At 64.6% G+C, this 22,595-nt stretch carries 22 protein-coding genes and 1 pseudogene; 5 read left to right on the forward strand and 18 right to left on the reverse strand.

The window, feature by feature from the left end:
• Positions 1–31: 31 nt before the first annotated feature.
• From ABIA40_RS14965 to ABIA40_RS15000, 8 genes and pseudogenes are all read right to left on the reverse strand, one after another.
• Positions 32–274: a hypothetical protein gene (locus tag ABIA40_RS14965; protein ID WP_036001316.1), complete on the reverse strand. Its 243-nt coding sequence runs from the start codon at positions 272–274 to the stop codon at positions 32–34.
• 24 nt (positions 275–298) lie between these two features.
• Complete coding sequence (locus ABIA40_RS14970) at positions 299–562, reverse strand: hypothetical protein (protein WP_036022354.1); 264 nt, start codon at positions 560–562, stop codon at positions 299–301.
• Positions 563–578: 16 nt separating this feature from the next.
• On the reverse strand, positions 579–806 hold the full coding sequence (locus tag ABIA40_RS14975; RefSeq protein ID WP_271547194.1) for a hypothetical protein: 228 nt from the start codon (positions 804–806) through the stop codon (positions 579–581).
• Between the two features lies 1 nt (position 807).
• Positions 808–1,008, reverse strand: a complete 201-nt coding sequence (locus ABIA40_RS14980) for a hypothetical protein (protein WP_036001325.1) — start codon at positions 1,006–1,008, stop codon at positions 808–810.
• Between the two features lie 14 nt (positions 1,009–1,022).
• Positions 1,023–1,208, reverse strand: a complete 186-nt coding sequence (locus ABIA40_RS14985; protein WP_036001413.1) for a hypothetical protein — start codon at positions 1,206–1,208, stop codon at positions 1,023–1,025.
• 148 nt (positions 1,209–1,356) lie between these two features.
• Positions 1,357–2,627 (reverse strand): annotated as a pseudogene (locus tag ABIA40_RS14990) (cytochrome P450).
• A 101-nt stretch (positions 2,628–2,728) separates the two neighbouring features.
• Positions 2,729–3,052: a hypothetical protein gene (locus ABIA40_RS14995; protein ID WP_128262257.1), complete on the reverse strand. Its 324-nt coding sequence runs from the start codon at positions 3,050–3,052 to the stop codon at positions 2,729–2,731.
• A gap of 190 nt (positions 3,053–3,242) precedes the next feature.
• Positions 3,243–4,016 (reverse strand): ferredoxin--NADP reductase, encoded by a 774-nt coding sequence (locus ABIA40_RS15000; protein ID WP_157282289.1) that lies wholly within the window; start codon positions 4,014–4,016, stop codon positions 3,243–3,245.
• Positions 4,017–4,172: 156 nt separating this feature from the next.
• Here ABIA40_RS15000 and ABIA40_RS15005 point away from each other — a divergent pair, with 156 nt between their 5' ends.
• On the forward strand, positions 4,173–5,369 hold the full coding sequence (locus tag ABIA40_RS15005; protein WP_157282290.1) for an amidohydrolase family protein: 1,197 nt from the start codon (positions 4,173–4,175) through the stop codon (positions 5,367–5,369).
• 125 nt (positions 5,370–5,494) lie between these two features.
• Positions 5,495–6,196 carry a hypothetical protein gene (locus tag ABIA40_RS15010; RefSeq protein WP_404541773.1) on the forward strand — a complete coding sequence of 234 codons (702 nt, stop codon included), beginning with the start codon at positions 5,495–5,497 and terminating at the stop codon, positions 6,194–6,196.
• A 4-nt stretch (positions 6,197–6,200) separates the two neighbouring features.
• Here ABIA40_RS15010 and ABIA40_RS15015 read toward each other — a convergent pair whose 3' ends face one another.
• The 9 genes from ABIA40_RS15015 to ABIA40_RS15055 form a co-directional block, all read right to left on the reverse strand.
• Positions 6,201–6,590 (reverse strand): hypothetical protein, encoded by a 390-nt coding sequence (locus tag ABIA40_RS15015; protein ID WP_404546246.1) that lies wholly within the window; start codon positions 6,588–6,590, stop codon positions 6,201–6,203.
• Positions 6,591–6,752: 162 nt separating this feature from the next.
• The gene (locus ABIA40_RS15020; protein ID WP_157282292.1) at positions 6,753–7,220 is read right to left on the reverse strand and encodes a MarR family winged helix-turn-helix transcriptional regulator; all 468 of its coding nucleotides are present in this window, start codon (positions 7,218–7,220) and stop codon (positions 6,753–6,755) included.
• Positions 7,221–7,244: 24 nt separating this feature from the next.
• Entirely contained in the window at positions 7,245–7,949 is a 705-nt protein-coding gene (locus ABIA40_RS15025) for an ABC transporter ATP-binding protein (protein ID WP_036034395.1), read from the reverse strand.
• Entirely contained in the window at positions 7,946–8,737 is a 792-nt protein-coding gene (locus ABIA40_RS15030) for an ABC transporter ATP-binding protein (protein WP_275500159.1), read from the reverse strand. The genes ABIA40_RS15025 and ABIA40_RS15030 overlap by 4 nt, the downstream gene beginning before the upstream one ends.
• On the reverse strand, positions 8,734–10,623 hold the full coding sequence (locus tag ABIA40_RS15035; RefSeq protein WP_057028848.1) for an ABC transporter permease: 1,890 nt from the start codon (positions 10,621–10,623) through the stop codon (positions 8,734–8,736). The genes ABIA40_RS15030 and ABIA40_RS15035 overlap by 4 nt, the downstream gene beginning before the upstream one ends.
• A 164-nt stretch (positions 10,624–10,787) precedes the next feature.
• Positions 10,788–11,990, reverse strand: coding sequence for an ABC transporter substrate-binding protein (locus tag ABIA40_RS15040; RefSeq protein ID WP_157282295.1), 1,203 nt, complete (start codon positions 11,988–11,990; stop codon positions 10,788–10,790).
• Between the two features lie 32 nt (positions 11,991–12,022).
• Positions 12,023–12,607, reverse strand: a complete 585-nt coding sequence (locus tag ABIA40_RS15045) for an amino acid synthesis family protein (RefSeq protein ID WP_025035619.1) — start codon at positions 12,605–12,607, stop codon at positions 12,023–12,025.
• A 15-nt stretch (positions 12,608–12,622) separates the two neighbouring features.
• Positions 12,623–13,519 (reverse strand): UPF0280 family protein, encoded by an 897-nt coding sequence (locus ABIA40_RS15050; protein WP_404541778.1) that lies wholly within the window; start codon positions 13,517–13,519, stop codon positions 12,623–12,625.
• Positions 13,516–14,973, reverse strand: coding sequence for a 6-hydroxynicotinate reductase (locus ABIA40_RS15055; RefSeq protein ID WP_271547280.1), 1,458 nt, complete (start codon positions 14,971–14,973; stop codon positions 13,516–13,518). The genes ABIA40_RS15050 and ABIA40_RS15055 overlap by 4 nt, the downstream gene beginning before the upstream one ends.
• A gap of 265 nt (positions 14,974–15,238) precedes the next feature.
• Here ABIA40_RS15055 and ABIA40_RS15060 point away from each other — a divergent pair, with 265 nt between their 5' ends.
• Complete coding sequence (locus tag ABIA40_RS15060; protein ID WP_157282298.1) at positions 15,239–15,721, forward strand: (2Fe-2S)-binding protein; 483 nt, start codon at positions 15,239–15,241, stop codon at positions 15,719–15,721.
• Positions 15,721–19,245, forward strand: coding sequence for a molybdopterin cofactor-binding domain-containing protein (locus ABIA40_RS15065; protein ID WP_404541781.1), 3,525 nt, complete (start codon positions 15,721–15,723; stop codon positions 19,243–19,245). Before ABIA40_RS15060 ends, ABIA40_RS15065 begins: the two co-directional genes overlap by 1 nt.
• A 137-nt stretch (positions 19,246–19,382) precedes the next feature.
• On the opposite strand, the gene ABIA40_RS15070 is transcribed toward ABIA40_RS15065, so the two are convergent.
• On the reverse strand, positions 19,383–20,348 hold the full coding sequence (locus tag ABIA40_RS15070; protein ID WP_271547202.1) for a catechol 2,3-dioxygenase: 966 nt from the start codon (positions 20,346–20,348) through the stop codon (positions 19,383–19,385).
• A gap of 368 nt (positions 20,349–20,716) precedes the next feature.
• Between ABIA40_RS15070 and ABIA40_RS15075 the strand changes: the two genes are divergently transcribed.
• Positions 20,717–22,456 carry an ATP-binding protein gene (locus tag ABIA40_RS15075; protein WP_271547203.1) on the forward strand — a complete coding sequence of 580 codons (1,740 nt, stop codon included), beginning with the start codon at positions 20,717–20,719 and terminating at the stop codon, positions 22,454–22,456.
• Positions 22,457–22,595 lie beyond the last annotated feature (139 nt).

Raw genomic sequence — 22,595 nt, forward strand, 5'->3', positions numbered from 1 at the left:
CGGTCCGCAAGTTGGCGGAACGAACGCCCTCTCAGGTCTCGTCGGCCTCCGGCTTCTCATCGAGCCGGTTTGCTGCGTGGTCCTGATATTGTTCGGTCTGGATGGACTTGCCGTCCATGCCGCGAATGTCCGAATGCTGTTTCTTATCTCGGTTGGACAGGACCATGTTGTCGCCGATCATCTCCTTCGGCACGTCGGTCAATGCGCCGGTGCCGTCGCCCTTGCCATGCATGCCCGATCTGAAGTGCGTCTTGCTGCCATGCCCACCAGGCATCAGTCTCTCCTCTCTTCCGATGATTTAGTGCTTCTGTTGTGCCGCCGTCGGTTTGGGCGGCTTGTGGCCGCTCTGACCGGGATCGTTGTGCTTGTTGTGATCACTCTCCTGGTTGAGACCGCCGCGGCTCACTGGAAACTCGCTGTGACGAGCTTCGGGGTTGGCACGATGGACGCGCGTGTCTTGCGGGTTATGACCAGCGGCCTGTTCAAGTTCTCGCGCATCCGGAACATCGGGCTTCCGCTCGAGGATGCGCACTTGCTGTTCGTGAGTCTTCTTGCCCTGCATTGTGGGCCTCCAAATCTTACCGGCCTCTTCGGGGCGAACCGCTCCGCGCGACATCCTTGTCGATACCGCCACCGACGTTCACGTCGTTCTCGACGTCGCCCTCGATCGTGTTCTCGCCCAGGACGTCTTCGAGGTCGTCAGGCGAAACGCCTGCCCTGTTCGCGCCCTTGGACCCGCCGATCAGGGGGTTGTCATGCAGATCCTTTTCGGTCGGCGCGTACAACTTGGGTTGCTTGTTGGTCATGTCACCTGCCTCCGCCCTTTCCGGCCTCGTCGTGCGTGTGATGGGAATCGCGCTCGCCACCGCCGCCGGAAACCCGGCTGTGGCTGCGCTGCGGATCGTCCGCCGGCGGCTTCTTCACCTGAAGCGGTGCCTTCGCGTTCTCATGCGAGGCGCCGGGTCCGCCCTGTCGAATGCTGTTCGGTGTCTTCGTGGATGTCGACATGAATGTCGTCCTCCTCAGCGATCTTGCTGATAGCCTTGGTTGGTCGTGTTCTGCTTGATGTTGCCCTGCTGTCCCTGCTGATCCGGATTCTGTACGCGCTCCTGACCGTGTGGCATCTGATCGGCGGACATTTGCTTGCGATCGCCGGTTCCCTTGCGGCTCTGATTGTCCGGTGGAACAGGTGGCATCTTGCTGGCCATGATCTGGTCTCCCGTTAAGACGTCGATCTGCGACATGCGCCTCAAGGAACTCCCCTCCGCGTCATGTCGGGATGACAACAGCACGAACGGCACACCGTTCCTGGCCGATCACAACAGGCAAAGATTTTCCGAAAGGGCGCCGTCGACGTCAGTTCGTCGCGATGAGGGAACGATCGCCCCTCGTTCCGCTGCGTGCAGTCGTCTCTGTTCCGCGGCCCTCTGCCGTGACGGGAAGCTTCGCGATCGCGCGCAAGCCCGGCCGCCTGCGCCAGCGGATTTCAGCGGCATCAACGGCAAGACTCAATTTCGGCCAACGCACGAACAGCGCCTCCAGCGCACAGGCCGCCTCGATGCGCGCGAGCTGATGGCCGAGACAGAAGTGGATTCCCGTGCCGAACGAAATATGGCGGTTCGGCTTGCGTTCGAGATCGAGGGTCTCGGGACGATCATGTACCGCGGGATCCATGTTCGCAGCGGCGAGCATCACCATGACGCGATCGCCCTTCTTCAGGCGCACGCCCTCGACCTCGACATCGCGCCGCACGTAGCGCGGCTTGGAGAATTGCACCGGTGAGACGAAGCGCAGGAACTCCTCGACGGCGAGCCCGACACGGCTCCAATCCTGTTCCAGCCAATCGCGCAGCTCGGGATTCCTGAGCAGCTCGTAGACGGAACCGCTGATGAGATGGGTGGTGGTTTCCGATCCCGCCCCGAGCAACAGAAACACCATGGAAACCATTTCATCCGGCGTGATCTGGCCGCCTTCACGCTCGACCTGAACCAGTTCGGCGATCAGGCCCTCGCCGCCCTGGACACGCGCGATCTGCAACTGCTGCTCGAGGTAGGCGCGCATCTTGCGCACCGCGAACAGCAGGGACAAGAAGCTGACGGCATTCGTCAGCGAGGTCATCGCGTTCGCCCAGGCGATGAACTTTGGACGGTCTGCCAGCGGCAGGCCGAGCAGCTCCGAGATCACCGCGAGCGGCAGGATGCGCGCGTAGCGCTCGACCAGATCCGCCGGACATTCCTCCGCAAACAGCTCGTCGGCGAGACCGTCAGCGATGGCCCGATGCGCGGCTCCATTGCGACGATCGCGCGGCGGCGAAACGCTTCGTCCACGATGCTGCGCAGCCGCGTGTGATCCGGCTCGTCCATCGTCAGCATGTTGTTGGCGATGGTCCTGACGAACCTCGGCATCCACCAGCGCAAGCCCGCGATATCGCCATCCTCCTTGCGCAACGTGAAGGTCGCGCCGTCCTTCAGGACCTGCGCGGTGGCGTCATGGGTCGTGGTGATCCAGACATTGCCGATGATGGGAAACCGCGTCGCAACCACGGGTGCGGACATGCGCAATTTCGCGATCGCCTTGGGCGGATCGCGAAAGAAGGCCTCGCTGGTGAAATCGAGGCGCACTGTCATGGGATCACCGGAACGATTGGTGGCGTATCACCGAGATGGTGCGCGACGCAGCCGGCGCAAGAGTGCGTCTGCTCGTCGGCCGCAGGCGTGGCGAGCCGCGGCTATCCGCGCCCGGAGGAGCGCTGGCCGGTCTTGCGCTGCTGTTGGGTGTAGGCGTCCCAATGGCTCCAGCTGCCATTGCTGAGGCTATGCAGGTCCGTTGCAAGTGGACGGCGCGTACGTTTGTCGTGATCGGCGATCGCGCGCTCCGACTGCGCGATCTTGCGTTTGAGTTCCGCGATCGTCTTCTGCGTCTGGCCGTTACGCTTCGAGGTGGCGATCTCGCCCATCGTGAAGCGCGCGGTCTCCAGCGCCTTCAGCTCGGCGCGGTTTTTCTTCAATTGAACCCGGTGCCAGGCGATGTTGCTGTCGCTGTCCGCAACCATGTGGGAACTCCGCTGATTCGGTCCCACATAGTATCGTGCGCCGAATCGGCGCCGCAACGCCCCGGCGGTGGCGAAAATGCGATCTTCTCGCGCAGAAATTCCGGATCTGGAGCCCCGCAACGGGGTTCTAGATTCTTATTTGGGCGCGTTTTCTTGGCGCGAACCGGTATCCACTTCGCTCAGAAACGCTTCAGCGCTCGGCGAACGCCTTCTCGACCACGAACTGGGCCGGCTCGCCGTGATTGCCCTCGACGAAGCCGCGCTCGCCCAAGAGGACGCGGGTGTCCGCCACCAGCGCCGGGCTGCCGCAGATCATGACGCGGTCGTGGGCGGCTTCCAGCACCGGCAGGCCGATATCGGCGAAGAGCTTGCCTGAGGTGATGAGGTCGGTGATGCGGCCGCGGTTGCGGAAGGGATCGCGCGTCACGGTCGGGTAGTAGATCAGCTGGTTCTGGATGTACTCGCCGAGCAATTCGTCCTTCGGCAGATGCTCGGTGATCATCTCGCCATAGGCGAGTTCCTTGACTTGCCGGCAGCCGTGCAGCAGCACCACCTTCTCGAACCGCTCATAGGTCTCGGGATCCTTGATCACGCTCAGGAACGGCGCAAGGCCCGTGCCCGTGCCGATGAGGTAGAGGTTGCGCCCCTCTTCGAGATTGTCGATCACCAGCGTGCCAGTGGCCTTGCGACTGACGATGATTTCGTCGCCTTCCTTCAAGTGCTGGAGGCGCGAAGTCAGCGGTCCATCAGGCACCTTGATCGAGAAGAACTCCAGCGTGTCCTCGTAATTAGCGCTGGCGACGCTGTAGGCCCGCAGCAGCGGCTTCTCGCCCACCTTGAGCCCGATCATGGTGAATTCGCCGTTACGGAAGCGGAAGGTCGGGCTGCGGGTGGTCTTGAAGGAGAACAGCGTGTCCGTCCAGTGGTGGACGCTCAAAACGCTTTCCTGATTGAAATTGCTCATCTCACCTTCCCTGTCGCGTCGATTGCGGTTCCGAGGCCGGCAGCTATGCGTCGTTTGTACACGATCATTCGTATACTAATGAATAATCCGGCTTGATCCCGCGGTCAAGGCTGCCCAAGATCGGAAGCGTTGCAGTTAGGAATAAGGAGCCCTTCCATGGCGCATGACGCACCCCAGGCCACCGGACCCTCGAAGCTGGTGATCCGCAATATCGGCCTGATCCTGTCCGGCGCTTTGGAAAAGCCGATTCTGGACGGCGACACCATCGTCGCCGAGAACGGCAAGATCAGCGCGATCGGCCGCTTCAAGGACGTCAACACCGAAGGCGCCACCACCATCGTCGACGCCAACGGCACCACAGTGGCGCCGGGCCTGATCGACAGCCACGTCCACCCTGTCGCCGGCGACTGGACGCCGCGGCAGAACCAGATCAACTGGATCGACAGCTATCTGCACGGCGGCGTCACCACCATGATCTCCGCCGGCGAGGTGCACATGCCCGGCCGTCCCCGCGACGTCGTCGGCCTCAAGGCCATGGCCGTGTTCGCCCAGCGCGCATTCTGGACCTTGCGCCCCGGCGGCGTGAAGGTTCACGCCGGCGCGCCGGTGATCGAATGCGAGATGGTGGAAGAAGACTTCAAGGAGATGGCCGCCAACGGCGTCAAGCTGCTCGGCGAGGTCGGCCTCGGCGGCGTCAAGGACGGCCCGACCGCGCGGAAAATGGTCGGCTGGGCGCGCAAATACGGCATCCAGAGCACCATCCACACCGGCGGCCCGTCGATCCCCGGCTCCGGCCTGATCGACAAGGACGTGGTGCTGGAGGCCGACACCGACGTGGTCGGCCACATCAACGGCGGCCACACCGCCCTGCCCGACGACCAGATCCGCTGCATCTGCGAGGGCTGCAAGCGCGGCCTCGAGCTCGTGCACAACGGCAATGAGCGCTCGGCCCTGTTCACGCTGCGCACCGCGCGCGAGATGGGCGACCTGCACCGCGTCATCCTCGGCACCGACGCGCCCGCCGGCTCCGGCGTGCAGCCGCTCGGCATTCTGCGCATGGTCTCGATGCTGTCTTCGCTCGGCGAGTTGCCGGCCGAGATCGCGTTCTGCCTTGCCACCGGCAACACCGCCCGGATGCGCCAGCTCGACTGCGGCCTGATCGAGGTCGGCCGCTCCGCCGACTTCGTCATCATGGACAAGGCCCAGCACTCGCCTGGCAAGAACATCCTGGAGAGCGTCCAACTCGGTGACCTGCCCGGCATCGGCATGACCATCATCGATGGCATCGTCCGCACCCAGCGCAGCCGCAACACGCCGCCGGCCGGCAAGGTGCCGGAGGTGGTGGCGAAGTGATGCAGCCGGAGCGGCCCGCCGCTCCGCATTGTCCCTCGAAGGCATTGAACAAGTCGCAAGCCTGTTGCGTCTAACGCGGGCAGCCCTCGGCGGCGGCAGTTCATTGTTCGACCATCGAGGCAGACATGAAGGACCAATCACGGATAGCCGTGGGCGTCGCTGGCGCGGTGGCGGGCTATATCGCGATCTTTGTGCTGTTTTCTCTGCTCGATTTCGGCAACCGTGCGGACCCGATCACATCGGGTCTGCTGGGACTGTTCGTCTACTCGCCCATGGGCGCGATCGCCGGCGCGGTTCTCGCCAATTGTCTCGTGACGCGTCCAGGCAAAGATACAGGGCAGGACGCAGGCATCGGCGGTGTCACGCGGAACAGCTTGAAGTCGCTCGGCATCGTCGCCCTGCTCTGCACCGCCGGCCTCGGCGCCTACATTGCGTACGCATACGCGACCGCAACGCCCTGGCTCAACCGCAACGGCGCCAATCCCCTGCTCGTGTTCGAGGTGCGCTTTCCGGCAGGGGTTACAGTGCCGACATCGGCGCAGGGCATCACCATCGAATTGCAAACCGACATCAACACCATGCCGGGCGAAGTCAGTCCGGCCGCATTCTATCGCGACGGCGACCAAGCCGTTATCGCCGGCGAAGTCGAGCTGGCGTTTCGAACCTCGCACCGGCAGCTCGCCATCAACATCCAGGGCCAGCCGAGCCGGATCTATCCGATCGATTTGACGGCCCGGGCGCCGCATACGCCGGAATTTGGAACGTGGCGGCGGCTTGGTGACGGCAGCGAAATCCGCTACCGCGCCAAATGGCCGGGAAAGACGTAAGAGATCAGCGCTTCTTCGCAATCTCACAGCGCACATAGGTCTGGCGCTTGGCCCGCCCAACCGGCCCGTTGTCCATCACCAGCCTGCCATCCGTAGCGATGGAGACGCGAGGATTGGAGCGAAATTTTTCGCCCTCGCCTTCGCAGGCCAGCTTCATTTTCCAGCCGAGCCTTCCGTCGGCCGTGATCTCGCTGGCGCGGCACCGCGTCTCGTACCAGTAGAGGCGATTGCCGCCCTCGATGCTCATGCGGTTGGGACTGTCCTCATCGCGACAGTCCTTTTTGGTCGAGGCCCAGAAGCCTTCGTAAGGCTGCGCCGCCAAGGCGGGAACGCATTGGCCGGCGAGCACGACACCAAGACTCAAGACAACCGCAAAGCGCGTCGCAACTCTCATGACCAAAACCTCGATAAACCCTTCATCAAGGTTAGTCGCCAGTTCCTGCACCTTGTTCAACTGCCGTAGGGTGGGCAAAAGGCGCGAAGTGCCGTGCCCACCAATCTTGCCGTTAAACGAAGGATGGTGGGCACGCTTCGCTTTGCCCACCCTACGGCACCTTCATCGAAGCTTGTTGAGCAGCATCATCAGCGTCTCGCGCTCTTTCGCCTCGAGCGGCGCCAGCGTCTCGCGGGTGATCGCCAGCGCGTTCGGCGCGAGTTTTTCGGCAAGCTGCTGTCCGGCGCGGGTCAGGCTCACCAGCAGGCGGCGGCCGTCCTCGGGATCCTGGCTCGTCTCGGTGAGGCCGCGCGCGGTGAGACGATCGATCACGCCCTTGATGGTCGCGACGTCCATCGCCGTCAGGCGCCCGAGCTGGTTCTGCGAGCACGGGCCGGTCTCGGCCAGTTTCGACAGCGCCGCCCATTGCGTCGGCGTCAGGTTGGTGCCGATGTCGCGGGCGAAGATCGAGCTGTGGCGCTGCCAGACCTGGCGCAGGATGAAGCCGACCTGTTCGTCGAGCACGTAAGGCGGCTTGTTAAGCGCTTTGGCCGGTTTGACGCTCTTCTTTGCCGCGACGCTTCTCGCCATCCGTCTCCCGCCCTTCCCCTTGCCTCACAACGACAGATGCGCGTCACGGATATCCGGGCGCGCGTCGAGCTCGGCCATGGTGCCGCCGAAGCAGATGCGGCCGCGCTCGATGATGTAGGCGCGATCCGAAATCAGCCGCGCGAAATGCAGATTTTGCTCGGAGACGACGATGCTGACGCCTTCCTTCTTCATGGTCAGGATGGCATCAACCATCTGCTCCACGATCTTCGGCGACAGGCCCTCCGACGGCTCGTCCAGCAGCACCAGCGAGGGATTGCCCATCAGCGTGCGCGCGATGGTGAGCATCTGTTGCTCGCCGCCGCTCATTCGTCCGCCCGGGCGGTTCTTCATTTCGCCCAGGTTTGGAAACAGCGCGAACAGCTTTTCGCGCGTCCAGTGCGGCGCGTTCGGACGCTTCGGCTGGCGGCCGACTTCGAGGTTTTCCTCGACGGTCAGGTCCGTGAAGATGCGCCGCTCCTCCGGCACGTAGCCGAGACCACCGCGCACGATCTCGTGTGTCGGCTTCGACGAGACGTCCTTGCCCTCGAACGTGATGCGGCCGGAGCGCTGCGCGACGAGGCCGACGATCGAGCGGAACGTCGTCGACTTGCCGGCGCCGTTGCGTCCCAGCAGTGCCACGACCTCGCCCTCGCCGACCTCGAAGCCGATGTCGAACAGGATATGCGCCGGACCATAATGGCTGTTGAGGTCCTGCACCGTGAGCTTCATGTGGAGGCTCCCTCGCGGTGGCGGGAATCGTAGACCAGGCCCTCGCCGAGATAGACCGCCTGCACCTGGGGATTGCCGCGCACTTCCGCCGGCGAGCCCTCCGCGATCAACGTCCCGCGGTTGAGTACGAGGATGCGGTCGGCATGCTCGAACACCACGTCCATGTCGTGCTCGGTGAAGAGCACGCCGATGGATTTTTCCCGGGCAATGCGCGCGGTCAGCCGCATCAATTCGACGCGCTCCCGCGGTGCCATTCCGGCCGTCGGCTCGTCCATCAGCAGCAGCTTGGGCTGGTTGGCGAGCGCAACCGCAAGCTCGAGCCGCTTGAGATCGCCATAGGCAAGCTCGCCGCAGGGCCGGTCCGCATAGCCGCCCATGCCGACCAGCTCGAGCAGGCGGCCGGCCTCGGCGCGGTCGAACTTCGGCGCCGAGCCGAATAGGTTGAACAGCTGCTTGCCGTGCGAGATCAGCGCAACCTGCACGTTCTCGCGCACGGTCATGGTGGCGAAGGTCGCGGTGATCTGGAATGTGCGTCCGACCCCGAGCCGCCAGACCTCACGCGGCTTCCGGCCCGTAATTTCCTCGCCGAGGAGGCGAACGTGCCCGCTGTCAGGCATGTTCTGGCCGTTGAGCATGTCGAAGCAGGTGCTCTTTCCCGCGCCGTTCGGCCCGATCAGCGCCAGGATCTCGCCGGCCCGCAGCGAGAACGAGACGCCGCGCACGGCATGGATGCCGCCATAGGATTTGGTCAGGCCTTCGACCGCGAGAAGTGGAGGTGCGACGCTCATTCGGCAGACTCGATCGGCTTGGCAAGCAAAGGTGATCCCGGCGGCGATGCTTTCTTGCGGCGCTGCGCCAGCATCTCCAGCGTGCCGACGATGCCCTTGGGGAAGACGACGACGATCAGCATGATGAAGCCGCCGAGCACGAGCTTCGACAGATCGGTCTGGCTCACCAGCCAGATGTTCAAAGCCTTGTAGACGATGGCGCCGATCACCGCGCCCGAGACCGTCTCGACGCCGCCGAGCAGCACCATGACCAGCGCGTCGACCGAGAGCGAAATGCCGAGATTGTCGGGGAAGACGCTGCCCTTCAGGTAGGCGAACAAGGCGCCGCCGATGCCGGCGGTCGTGCCGGCGATCACGAACGCGGTCCACTGGATGCGCTTGGCATCGATGCCGATGGCTTCACTGCGCAGAACCGAGTCGCGCGTCGCACGAAGCGCGTAGCCGAACGGCGAGAACACCATGGCCCGCAGCGCGACGGTCACCAGCGCCGCGACGCCGAGCGAAAGCCAATAGAAGCGCGACGGACTTGCCGCCCAGCTCGATGGCCAGAGGCCGAGAATGCCGTTGTCGCCGCCGGTCACGTCCACCCACTGGAACGCGATCGACCAGACGATCTGCGCGAAGGCGAGCGTCAGCATCGCGAAATAGACGCCGGAGAGCTGCACCGCGAAGAAGCCGAACACGGCCGCGCCCATGCAGCCGAGCAGCGGCCCGAGCAGCAGGCAGACGATCATCGGCAGTCCCGCCATCTTGGCGAGGAAGGCGATGCCATAGGCGCCGAGCCCGAAATAGGCGGCGTGCCCGAACGATGCGAGGCCGCCGACCGACATCAGGAAGTGCAGGCTGACGGCGAAGATCACGAAGATCGCGATCTCCGAGCCCACGGTCAGCAGATAATTGCCGGCGAACAGCGGCAGCATCGCTGCGACGATCAGCGCCGCAAGCGCCATCAGCCGCTCGTTCGACGTCAGCGGACGCCAGGGATTGACGGTGAGGCCCGGCGTCTTGCGCGCGGCCGCCTCCGGCTTGCCGAACAGGCCCCAGGGACGCACGATCAGCACCACCGCCATCACCAGGAAGACCAGGATGATGGAGATCTTCGGGAAGATCAGAATGCCGAAGGCATTCAGCTCGGAGACCAGCACCGCCGCGACGAAAGCGCCGACGATGCTGCCGAGGCCGCCGATCACGACCACGACGAAGACCTCGACGATGATCCGCAGATCCATCGCGTGGTGCACGGCATCGCGCGGGATCTGGAGCGCGCCGCCGAGCGCTGCGAGGAAGACGCCGACGGCGAACACGCTCGTGAACAGCCACTTTTGGTTGACGCCGAGCGCAGCCACCATGTCGCGGTCCTGCGTCGCCGCGCGCACCAAGACGCCCCAGCGCGTGCGCTGGAACAGCAGCCAGAGAATGCCGAGCACGACGGGACCAAGGACGATCAGGAACAGATCGTAGCTCGGAATGTTCTGGCCGAAAAAGTCGATCGCGCCCCTGAAGCCCGGTGCGCGGCGGCCGACGAGATCGTCGGGCCCCCAGATCAGCACGACGAGATCCTCGACCATCAAGGTCAGGCCGAACGTCGCGAGCAGCTGAAACAGCTCGGGCGCATGATAGATGCGCCGGAGCAGCACCATCTCGACGATGACGCCGATCAGCGCCACCGCGAAAGCTGCCAGCACGATGCCGCCCCAGAAGCCGAACGCGCCGGACAGGCGCTCGGTCAACGTGAAGGCGATGTAGGCGCCGATCATGTAGAAGGCGCCATGCGCGAAATTCACGATCCGGGTCACGCCGAAGATGATCGACAGGCCCGAGGCCACCAGGAACAGCGACGCTGCGCTGGCGAGACCGGTCAGAAACTGTACGACGTAAAAGGCCATCTTCGGTCCGGGTTAGGTTTGAAGTCACCTCTCCCCGCTCTTGCGGGGAGAGGTCGAATTGCGGAGCAATTCGGGTGAGGGGCTCTCTCCACCAGCGCGGGGCGTGGAGAGAGCCCCTCACCCCAGCCCTCTCCCCGCGAAGAGCGGGGCGAGGGAGAAAGAACTCAATCCTTCGGCCGCAGCTTCGCGACTTCGGCATCGCTCGGCAGATAGTCCGCGCCCTTCTTGTAGGACGAATCCACCATCACGCCCTTGCCGTCCTTCAGGGCGGTCTTGCCGACGAAGGCACCGAGCGTCGACTGGTGGTCGATCTTGCGGAAGGTGATCTCGCCGAACGGCGAGGGCATCGACAGCCCCTCCGCCGCCGCGATCATCTTCTCCGGATCGGTCGAGCCTGCCTTGGCAAGGATCGCCGCTGCCGCCTTGATCGTCTGATAGCCGACGATCGAGCCGAGACGCGGATAATCGTTGTACTTGGCCTGGTAAGCCTTCAGGAACGCATCATGCTCGGGCGTCTTGATCGAGTACCAGGGATAGCCGGTGACGATCCAGCCCTCGGGCGTCTCGTCCTTGAGCGGGTCGAGATATTCCGGCTCGCCGGTCAGGAAGGAAACAACCTCGCGTCCTTTGAACAGGCCGCGGGTATTGCCTTCGCGCACGAGCTTGACAAGGTCGGCCCCGAACGTGACGTTGAGGATCGCTTCCGGATTTGCCGCGGCAACCGCCTGCACCACCGGGCCGGCGTCGATCTTGCCCTGCGGCGGCCATTGCTCGTCGACCCATTGGATGTCGGGGCGCTTCTCCGACATCAGCTTCTTGAACACCGCGACCGCCGACTGGCCATATTCGTAGTTCGGCGCAATCGTCGCCCAGCGTTTCGCCGGCAGCTTGCTGGCAGCTTCCACCAGCATCGCCGCCTGCATGTAGTTGGAGGGACGCAGGCGGAACGTGTACTTGTTGCCCTTGGACCAGGTGATGGCGTCCGTGAGCGGCTCGGCCGCGAGGAAGAACACCTTCTTCTGGTTGGCGAAGTCAGAGACCGCGAGACCGATGTTCGACAGGAAAGTGCCGGCGAGCATCGCGACGCCCTCGCTCGAGACGAGCTCGTTGGCCGCGGTCTGCGCGTCCGCAGGCTTGCCGCCGTCGTCTTTGGAGATGACGACGAGCTTCTTGCCGTTGATGCCGCCGGCCGCGTTGACTTCCTCGACCGCAAGCTGCCAGCCCTTGCGATAGGGCTCGGTGAAGGCCGGCAGCAGCGAATAGCTGTTGATCTCGCCGATCTTGATGTCCTGCGCCAGGGCCGAATGAGCCATGCCGCCTGCCAGAAGCGCGAAGGCCGCGCCGACGATAGTATTTCTTGCTCGCATCCCAACCTCCAGTTTGAACTCGCCTACGACTTCTATCTCAGACCGTCTTCGCCCTTGATCTCCGCGACCGTCAGCCCGCCGACGCGCGGCAGCGGACGGCCGCTGTCGGTGACGGCGACCGCGACCATGATCTCGTTGGCACGCGGCGCGTCGTTGATCTGCACTTCCATGCCGTCGAAATGACTGCGCACGAAGGCCGCGTCCTTGTGCCCGAGCGGAATGTCCAGCGTCGTGCCCGGACCGCTGCGCTTCTTCGAGGAGGGAATCAGCGCCGCGCCTTTGCCCAGAACTTTACGCACCGGCGCGCCCATCTTGGGGTGGAGGATTGCGGCGGCGTGCTCCAGCTCGCCGTTCTCGCCGACGGCCGCGGCCTTGCCGTAGCTGTGTGCCTTGGCACCATCGATACCGAGCGCCGCCACCGCGCGCTTCGACAGGAGCTCGCCCAGCTCCTCGCCGATCGCGATCAGCGGCGAAAGATCCTCGACATATTTTCCGGCGAAAGGATTCTCGATCACGGCGATCGCGGCGGCACGCCGGGTCGGCGGCGACACCTGGCGTCCCATCTCCATCTGCGTCTCTTCGACGACGGTGACGATCTTGCGGATGATCGCGCTCATGTTTCGCTTCCCTGTTCAGGCATGGACCGCGTTCTCCAGCACACGCGGGCGCGATCGTTGCTCTTCTATATCCTTTGTTCCGATGACAAGCATATCACCACAAAGCCGCAGCACGGCACCTTCGATCAGTCTGCGATCGAACAATTGCCGTGCACATTCCGCGCCAGATTCAAGCGCGGCGGCGATCTCATCGTGAGACAGCTCGCCGACACCGCGCGTCACGAGGCGCGCGCCCAGATCGCTGTCGGGCTGAAGCTCGTTCGCAGGCTGTCGGATGATTGCGGGATGCCTGGGCAGATCGACGGCATTGGCGATCACGGTCGCGGCCGCATCGGCCTGCGAAGCGGTTGCGGCCAGCACGGTCACGGCATCGGCGATCCCGAGCGAAAAGCTGCGGCCGTGCCGACCGCTGGTCGCGACGCCCCGCACCGGATCGTCCGCATCGATCCGCATCCTCCGCATCACGCCGTCGTGGTCGGGACGATCCATCAGGCCGACCGAAAAATGCTCACCCTTGCCGAGATGCAGCGCGATGTCGCCGCCATTGTTGACGTAAACCCGATCGAGCGGTGCAGCGCGCAGCATCGCGGCCAGAATCTCCTCCGCGACGCTGCCGGCAACGGCCGCCATCGGTGTGATGAAGCAATCGGCGGCATAAGGCGCGACAGCAGCGTGCATGCGGCGGGCGACAACGCCCTTCAGCGAGGTCTTCTCCCCGACCGCCGTACGCAGCCCTGGCAATTCCGCGCAAAGCTCGTCGAGCAATCCGGTGAACCGCAGCGCCGCAGCCTCATAGGCGACCCGCACCGCATCCGTACGTCCCCTCGCCTCCACGATCAGATCGATCGGTCCATCCTGCAAATGCAGCCGCCGGCCATCAGACAGCAATGCGATTTGCGGGCGCCTGATCATGTGCGAGGCCCCGGAATCGGGTTCTGCCAGGGCAATTGGCGGACATCGTCGCCGCTCTGCACCTCGGAGAGCGGCTTCACATAATCCATGTGTCCGCCAAGCGCGGCATAATCGGACAGCTTCATCGTGAACTCGATCGGCGCGACCAGGGCCGGTGTCGGCACATAGCCGAACGCGCCTGACGGCATCTGCGTCACATCGACCATATAAGTGATGCCGCCGCCGGGCCAGACATAGACCGGCGCGCCGCCGCTGGTGACGCGCGTCAGCGCGTCCTTCACCGAGCGAGTCAAACGCACGGGATTGTCGGTGACGCCAGCCCGCAGTGAACCGCCCGCGCCCGCCATGAACAACACCGTGCACAAGGCGGGCTCGCAATTTTCCTGGATGCGCTCGACCGAAAACTTCAAATCGTCCGGCATCTCGGTCTCGACCGGCTTCAAGGCCTCATCGAGCACGTAATAGGACGAATGCTCGCCGGTGGTGGAGACCATCAGCATGGTCAGGCCGGGCTTGGCTTCCTTGGGATCGAACGGGCCGAGGATCGCCAGCGGATCGGAGATGTTGGTGCCGCCCCAGCCGGTGCCGGGATCGGCGACCTGGAAATAGCGGCCCGGCGTCGAGCGCCGCCCCTTCATCTTGATGCCGGTGTCGGCGATGTCGAGCAGCTTGCCGGCCTGATGCTCCGAGAGCACGCCGGTGATGTGGTCGTCGACCACGACGACTTCGTCCACCTTGCCGTGCCATTGCTTGGCGAACATGCCGATCGTCGCCGAGCCGCAGCCGACGCGCATGCGCTCTTCCTTCACGCCGTTGACGATCGGCGGCTGCCCGGCCTGCACCACCACGGTGGCGCCGCCGTCGATGGTGAACTCGACCGCCTTGCAATTGGCGAGGTCCATGAGCGTGTCGCAGGTGACGCGGCCCTCCTTCTTGGAGCCGCCGGTGAGATGATGCACGCCGCCGAGCGAGAGCATCTGCGAGCCGTATTCGCTGGTCGTGACGTGGCCGACCGCCTCGCCCTGCGCGCGCACGGTCGCGGTCTCCGGGCCGAGATAGCGGTCGGTATCGATCTTCACCTTGATGCCGCAATAGGAGAAGATGCCCTCGGTGACGACAGTGACCATGTCGACGCCGTCGACCTCCGCAGAGACGATGAACGGCGCCGGCTTGTAGTCGGGATAGGTCGTGCCTGCGCCGATCGCCGTCACGAAAGTCGAGGGCTCATGGACGATCTTGCCGTCCCAGTCCTCGGTGCGGCTGAACGGGACGAGCTTGCCGCCATGAGAGACGGTGCGCTCCAGGATGACGTGCGGATCGACGCGGACCAGCTTGCCGTCGTGATTGGCATAGCGATCGCAGGCCCCCGCCGCGCCCGGCTTGATGTAGCACATCACCGGACAAGCATCGCAGCGGATCTTGTCGATGACGGCGCTCGTCGTTTCTGTCACCATGTCGGAGCCGGCGGACATCGCAGTTATCATTCGTATACGAACGATGTTGCGCGCGCTGCCCCGGGGCTGTCAAGCGGCGGTGCAGCGCAAAAGATGCCACTGCCGCATAAAACCTCATTTGCCTATCCGCACTGTCCACAAAGAAGGCAGCCGCGCTGCAGTGCGGCATGCACGGCTTGCACGTTTGTGTACAAACGGTATCGTCGCGGCGTCCGATTTTCGCGATTGCATGATCTTGGATATCGTCTTGGGCTTGGGAACGAGGATGACGCAGACACCGATCCGCCTCACCGTGAACGGCAGGATCCACGAGGTCACGGCAGCGCGCGACACGCCGCTGCTCTACGTGCTGCGCAATGATCTCGCGCTGAACGGCCCGAAATACGGCTGCGGCTTGGGAGAATGCGGCACCTGTACTGTCCTGATCGACGGACTGGCGGCACGCTCCTGCGTGATTCCGGTGAGCGGCTGCGCCGGGCGCGACATCGTGACGCTCGAAGGCCTCGGCACAAGCGACAAGCCCGACGTCGTGCAACAGGCCTTCATCGACGAGCAGGCCGCACAATGCGGCTATTGTCTCAACGGCATGATCATGACCACCAAGGCGTTGCTCGCGATCAACCCGCGGCCGACCGAGCAGGAGGCGCTGGCGGCGCTGCGCTACAATCTCTGCCGCTGCGGGACGCATGTCGAGATCCTCCGCGCGGTGATGCGCGCATCGGGCCAGCTCACCGAGGCCGCAGACTGATGGCCTCCTTTGTTTCGAACGGAGCTGAGCGCGGGGGTTCGCTCGTCGTCGCGCGCAGCGTGGACGAGGTCACGTCGGAGACCTTCGTCCGCATCACCGCGGACGGTTCGGTCACGGCCTATAACGGCCATGTCGATCTCGGCACCGGCATCCGCACTGCGCTGGGCCAGATCGTCGCCGAAGAGCTCGACGTCTCCTTTGCGCGCGTCGTCGTCGTGCTCGGCGACACGGCATTGGTGCCGAACCAGGGCGCGACGATTGCGAGCGAAACCATCCAGATCACGGCCGTGCCGCTGCGGAAGGCCGCGGCGCAAGCGCGGCACTTTCTGATCGCGCGCGCCGCGGAACGCCTGGACTTGCCCGAAGCCGAGCTCAAGATCGAGGACGGACTCGTTCGCGGCCACGACAACCGCAGCATCAGCTATGGCGAGCTCATCGGCGACGAGGCGATCCGCCTCGAGCTGGCCGATGACGTGCAGGTCAAGCCGGTCGGCGATTACGCCATCGTCGGCCAGTCGGTGCCGCGCGTCGATCTACCTGCTAAAGCCACGGGCGAGCTGACTTTCGTGCACGACATCCGCGTGCCCGGGATGGTGCATGGCCGCGTGGTGCGGCCTCCCTATGCCGGCGTCGATGCCGGACCGTTCGTCGGCACCAGCCTCATTGCGGTCGACGAATCCTCCCTGCGCGACATTCCCGGCCTTGTCGCCGTCGTGCGGATCGGCGATTTCGTCGGCGTCGTCGCCGAGCGCGAGGAGAATGCGATCCGTGCGGCAGAGCAGCTCAAGGTGAGCTGGAAGCCGACGCCGACGCTTGCCGATCTTGGCGATGTCGAGACCGCCCTGCGCGCCAATCCCTCGACGCCGCGCACGCTGATCGACAAGGGCGAGGTCGACAAGGCGATATCGAGCGCGGCCAAGCCGATGCAGCGCACTTACGTCTGGCCGTATCAGATGCACGCCTCGATCGGCCCCTCCTGCGCCGTCGCCGACGTCCAGGACGGCAACATCCGCGTCTGGTCGGGCACGCAGAACCCGCACGTGCTGCGCAGCGACCTCGCGCTGCTGATCGAGCGCCCCGAGAGCGAGATCGAGGTTATCCGGCTTGAGGCCGCCGGCTGCTACGGTCGCAACTGCGCCGACGACGTCTCCGCCGATGCGCTCCTGCTGTCGCGCGCCGTCGGCCGTCCCGTCCGCGTGCAATTAACGCGCGAGCAGGAGCACGCCTGGGAGCCCAAAGGCACCGCGCAGCTCATCGACGTCAATGGCGGCCTCGACGCTGACGGCAGCATCGCCGCTTACGATCTCACCACGCGCTACCCCTCGAACGCCGCTCCGACGCTGGCGCTGCTGCTGACCGGTCGCATCTCCCCCGAGCCCACCGTGCTCCAGATGGGCGACCGCACCGCGATCCCGCCCTACGATTACGAGCACATGCGCGTCGTCGCCCACGACACGCCGCCGATCGTGCGGGCCTCCTGGTTCCGCGGCGTCTCGGCATTGCCGAACACTTTTGCGCATGAATCCTATATCGACGAGGCCGCGAGCGAAGCCGGCGTCGATCCGATCGAGTATCGTCTTCGCTATCTGAAAGACCAGCGCGCGGTCGATCTGGTCAATGCGGTGGCCGAGCGCGCGGGCTGGACGCCCCGCCCCGTTCGCGAGGAGAAGGACGGCGAGGTCGTGCACGGCCGCGGCTTTGCCTATGCGCTCTATGTCCACAGCAAGTTTCCCGGCTATGGCGCGGCGTGGTCGGCCTGGGTTGCCGACGTCGCGGTGAACAAGACGACCGGCGATGTCAGTGTGACGCGCGTCGTCGCGGGGCAGGATTCCGGGTTGATGATCAACCCGGACGGCGTGCGCCACCAGATCCAGGGCAACGTCATCCAATCCACCAGCCGCGCGCTGATGGAAGAGGTGTCGTTCGAGCGCGGCACTGTGGCCGCGCGCGAATGGGGTGCCTACCCCATCATCCCGTTCCCCGACGTGCCAAAGATCGACGTCTTGATGCTGCCGCGGCAGGACCAGCCGCCGCTCGGCGTCGGCGAGTCTGCTTCGGTGCCGAGTGCGGCGGCGATTGCGAATGCCATCTTCGATGCCACTGGCGTGCGCTTTCGCGAGCCGCCGTTCACGCCTGAGCGCATCCTCAAGGGGCTGCGCGGCGAGACATCGGCGACACCGCAGTGCCTGCCTGCGCCGGCAGCCGCGCCTCAATCGCGTATCTGGGAAAATCCGTTCGCCAGGCGCGCTGGCATCTTCGCAACGATCGCAGCCGTCTGTACCGCCGCGATCGGCATCGGCGCGGCGCTCCTTCCCGGCCGGGCCATCGCGCCGATCACCCGTCCGGATGCATCGGTCTATTCCGCAGCGACCATCGCCCGCGGCGAGCAGCTTGCAGCGCTTGGCAATTGCGCGGAGTGCCATACCAGCATTGGCGGCGCGCTCAACGCCGGCGGCCGCGCATTGGAGACGCCATTCGGCACGATCTATTCGACCAACATCACGCCCGATGTCGAGACCGGGATCGGCGCCTGGTCCTACCCTGCCTTCGAGCGCGCGATGCGCGACGGCTTGCATCGCGACGGACGCCAGCTCTATCCCGCCTTCCCCTACACGCATTTTGCAAAGACCAGCGACGCCGATCTGCAGGCGCTCTACGCTTATCTGATGGCGCAGCCTGCGGTGCGCGCGACGACGCCAGCGAATGCGCTCGCCTTCCCGTTCAATCTGCGCCCGCTGCTGGCGGGCTGGAACGCGCTGTTCCACCGGACCCACGAATTCAAGTCGGACCCCTCAAGGTCCGAGGCCTGGAATCGCGGCGCCTATCTGGTCGAGAGCCTCGGCCATTGCAGCGGCTGTCATTCGCCCCGCAACGCGCTCGGCGCCGAGCAACGCAACGCCTATCTTGCCGGCGGCTTCGCCGAAGGCTGGGAAGCGCCGGCGCTGACCTCGCTCTCGCACGCGCCGATCCCGTGGAGCGAGGATGAGCTCTACGCCTATTTGCGCACCGGCCAGTCGCGTTACCACGGCGTCGCCGCCGGACCTATGGCGCCTGTTATCCGCGACCTCAAGGCTCTGCCCGACCAGGACATCCGTGCGATGGCGGTCTATCTGAACTCCTTCAACGACACGGCCGATACACCAGCGCCGGATGCGCTCGCCGCCAAGCTCGAGAGCGCAACGCAAGTGACCGTCGCCTCCTCCGCGGGCGCCCGCCTCTATCAGGGCGCCTGCGCCGTCTGCCACGAGGTCGGCGGCCTGCCGCTGTTCGGCAGCCGGCCGTCGCTCGCGCTCAACAGCAACATTCACAGCACGAAGGCGGATAATCTCGTGCAGGTGATCCTGCACGGCATTACCGACCCGGTCTCCAGCGATCTCGGCTACATGCCCGCGTTCAGAAACAGCATGAGCGATGCACAGGTCGAGGAGCTCGTGACGTTTTTGCGCAAGCAGTTCGCGCCGGACCAGCCGGCCTGGACCGGCGTGCGCGAGACGATCTCGCGTGTGCGACGTTCGACTCACTAACGTCATTCCGGGGCCCGAGCATGGCGAGGGAGCCTGGAATCCATAACCACCAGCCGGGGTTATGGATTCTCAGATGCGCAATTGCGCATCATAGCTCGCCGCTTCGCGTCGCCCCGGAATGACACTGCGTGAATACTCTATCCGTGCTTCATCTCCACCGGCGGCGTGCCGTGGGTGTGGAACGACTCGATCGTCTTCAATCCCCAGGCCTGGCCTTTCTTGCGCTCCTCCTCGGTCCACACGATCGGCTTCCAGTCGGGCGCGAGGATGAGGCGTGCGCCGGCATTGGCGACTTCGACGCGGTTGCCGCCGGGCTCGTAGACATAGAGGAAGAAGGTCTGCTGGATCGCGTGCTTGTGCGGGCCGGTCTCGATGTGCACGCCGTTCTCTAGAAAAATGTCCGCGGCACGCAGGATCTCCTCGCGGCTGTCGAGCGCGTAGGTGACGTGGTGGAAGCGGCCCGGCACGCCCGAATGATCGAGCGAATAGGCAAAGTCGTAGCTCTTGTTCGACATCGTCAGCCACATCGCAGCTTCACGGCCGTCGTTGAGCACGATCTGCTCGGTGAGGCGGCAGCCCAGATAGGTCTCGAAGAACTCGCGGTTGGCCTTGATGTCGACGGCAAGACAATTGAGATGGTCGAGGCGGCGCACATTGACGCCGCGGGCGGGAAAGCGCTGCGCCTGGTTCTTCAGCGCAGGCTTGAGTTCGGGCGGCGCCTGATACCATTCGGTCTCGTAATAGAGCTCGACGATGTGGCCATCGGGGTCACTGCAACGGAAGGTCGGCCCCTGCCCCATGTCGCCGTCGATCCAGCCGATATCGAAGCCGGATCCTTTTAGCGCCGCAACACGGCGCTCCAGCGCCTGCTGGCTGCGCGCACGGAGTGCCATGTGGCCCATGCCCGAGGTCTTCGACGCCGTGAGCTTGAGCGAATAGCGCTCGTAATCGTCCCAGCCGCGCAAGTAGACCGACTCGCCCTTCTGGCCGCTGACGGTCATGCCCATCACATCGACGAAGAACCTCAGGCTCTCGTCGGGCTTCGGCGTCAGCAGCTCCATGTGGCCGAGATGGGCAAGATCGAGGATCGGTTCGGGCTGCATGTTATCCTCCTGGAGCAGCGCCGGGCTTTCTGCGCAGCGCCTCATTTGTACTAATGTACAAATCATTAGGTCCAGTCAACAAAGCAACCGACGTCCCTTGCGGCGATCGGCGCCTGACCGCCGTCCTCCGGACGAAGCGGGCAGCCTGCCCGAATGGTAAACTCTTCCTTAAGGACCATCTCACCTGAAGGGCCCGGAATGCAGCATTTTCCGGGTGATTCTGTCCTTAAGCCGGCGTTGGCGACAAGGCTCCGGACCGAATTACCGCGGATTTAACGGAGCCGGCGCGTCCGGCGTTTAACCGTTTGTGCAGCGACGGCCGCGCATAGTCCGGGCAACTCCCCTTGCTCTTGCCAGGTTCATTCATCGTGACATCCTTTGGACGCGTGATTTCGGTTCGCGGATCGCTCGCCCGGGTTGGGCTTCTGGCGGAAAGCCGGATGCCGATCTCGGAGGTGCGGGCCACCGTCGGCCGTTTCGTCAGCATTCGCTGCGCCAGCTCGGTCATCGTTGCGATGATCACGGAGGTCTCCTGCGAAAATCTGTCGAGCTCGGACAATTACATCGCCATCGCCTCGGTCGACCTGCTCGGCGAGATTCTCAATGCCGCGGACAAGGCCAAATTTCAGCGCGGTGTCACCAACTATCCGACCATCGGCGATGCCGTCGACCTGATCACGAGCCAGGAGCTGCGCACGATCTACGCGCCGACCGGCTCGGACCAGATCAATGTCGGCTTCCTGCAGCAGGACCGCTCGGTCGTCGCCTATGTCGACGTCGAGGAAATGCTGTCCAAGCATTTTGCCGTGCTGGGATCGACCGGCGTCGGTAAATCGACCGGCGTCTCGCTGCTGCTCAACGAGATCCTGAAGGCGCGGCCAAACCTGCGCATCTTCCTGCTCGACGTGCACAACGAGTATGGCCGCTGCTTCGGCGACCGCGCGCTGGTGCTCAACCCGCGGAACCTGAAGCTGCCGTTCTGGCTGTTCAACTTCGAGGAAATCGTCGACGTGCTGTTCGGCGGCCGCGCCGGCGTGCCGGAAGAGCTCGACATCCTCGCCGAAGTGATCCCGCTCGCCAAAGGCGTCTACACCCAGTACCAGAACGCCGACCGCATCGGCCTCAAGCGCATCGATCCCAAGCAGATCGGCTACACCGTCGATACGCCGGTGCCCTATCGCCTGGTCGACCTGCTGTCGCTGATCGATGAGCGCATGGGCAAGCTCGAGAACCGCTCCTCGCGCATCATCTATCACAAGCTGATCTCGCGCATCGAGGCGGTGCGCAACGACCCTCGCTACGCCTTCATGTTCGACAACGCCAATGTCGGCGGCGACACCATGGCCGAAGTCATCAGCCATCTGTTCCGCCTGCCCGCCAACGGCAAGCCGATGACGGTGATGCAGCTCGCCGGCTTCCCGGCCGAGGTGATCGATTCCGTCGTGTCCGTGCTCTGCCGCATGGCCTTCGACTTCGGCCTGTGGAGCGACGGCGTCTCGCCGCTGCTGTTCGTCTGCGAAGAGGCGCACCGCTACGCCTCCGCCGACCGCAACATCGGCTTCGGCCCGACCCGCAAGGCGGTATCGCGCATCGCCAAGGAAGGCCGCAAATACGGCGTCTATCTCGGCCTCATCACCCAGCGCCCCGCCGAGCTCGACGCCACCATCATCTCCCAGTGCAACACGCTGTTCACGATGCGCCTCGCCAACGACCGGGACCAGGCACTGCTGCGCGCCGCCGTGTCGGATGCCGCCGCGAACCTGCTCTCCTTCGTGCCGTCGCTCGGCACCCGCGAGGTGCTGGCGTTCGGCGAAGGCGTGGCGCTGCCGACCCGCTTGCGCTTCAAGGAGGTGCCGCCGCACCAATTGCCGCGCGGCGAGGCCACCATCTCGAGCGTGCCCTCCGTCACCTCCGGCCACGACATGCATTTCGTCAGCGCCGTGCTCGAACGCTGGCGCGGCGCCACCTCGCAGCGCGACGTGCCGAACGACCCCGTGTTCTCGGCACCGCCCGCGAAGACGATGTCCAGCGTCGAAGCCCCGATGCTGCAGCCCTCGATGGGCCTCGACCCGGACCGCTTCTCGCTGCTGAAGAAGCCGCTGCGGTAAGGCCTCGCTCCAACCACATCGTCATTGCGGGCGCAGCGAAGCAATCCGGAGTCTTTCCGCCGGGGGATTCTGGATTGCTTCGCTGCGCTCGCAATGACGGAGGATGGAACGTCGTTCCCACCTGACACCTTCGTCGCGG

Origin of the sequence: Bradyrhizobium sp. USDA 223, from assembly GCF_044909005.1 — a bacterium.
GTDB classification, from domain to species: Bacteria; Pseudomonadota; Alphaproteobacteria; order Rhizobiales; family Xanthobacteraceae; genus Bradyrhizobium; species Bradyrhizobium yuanmingense.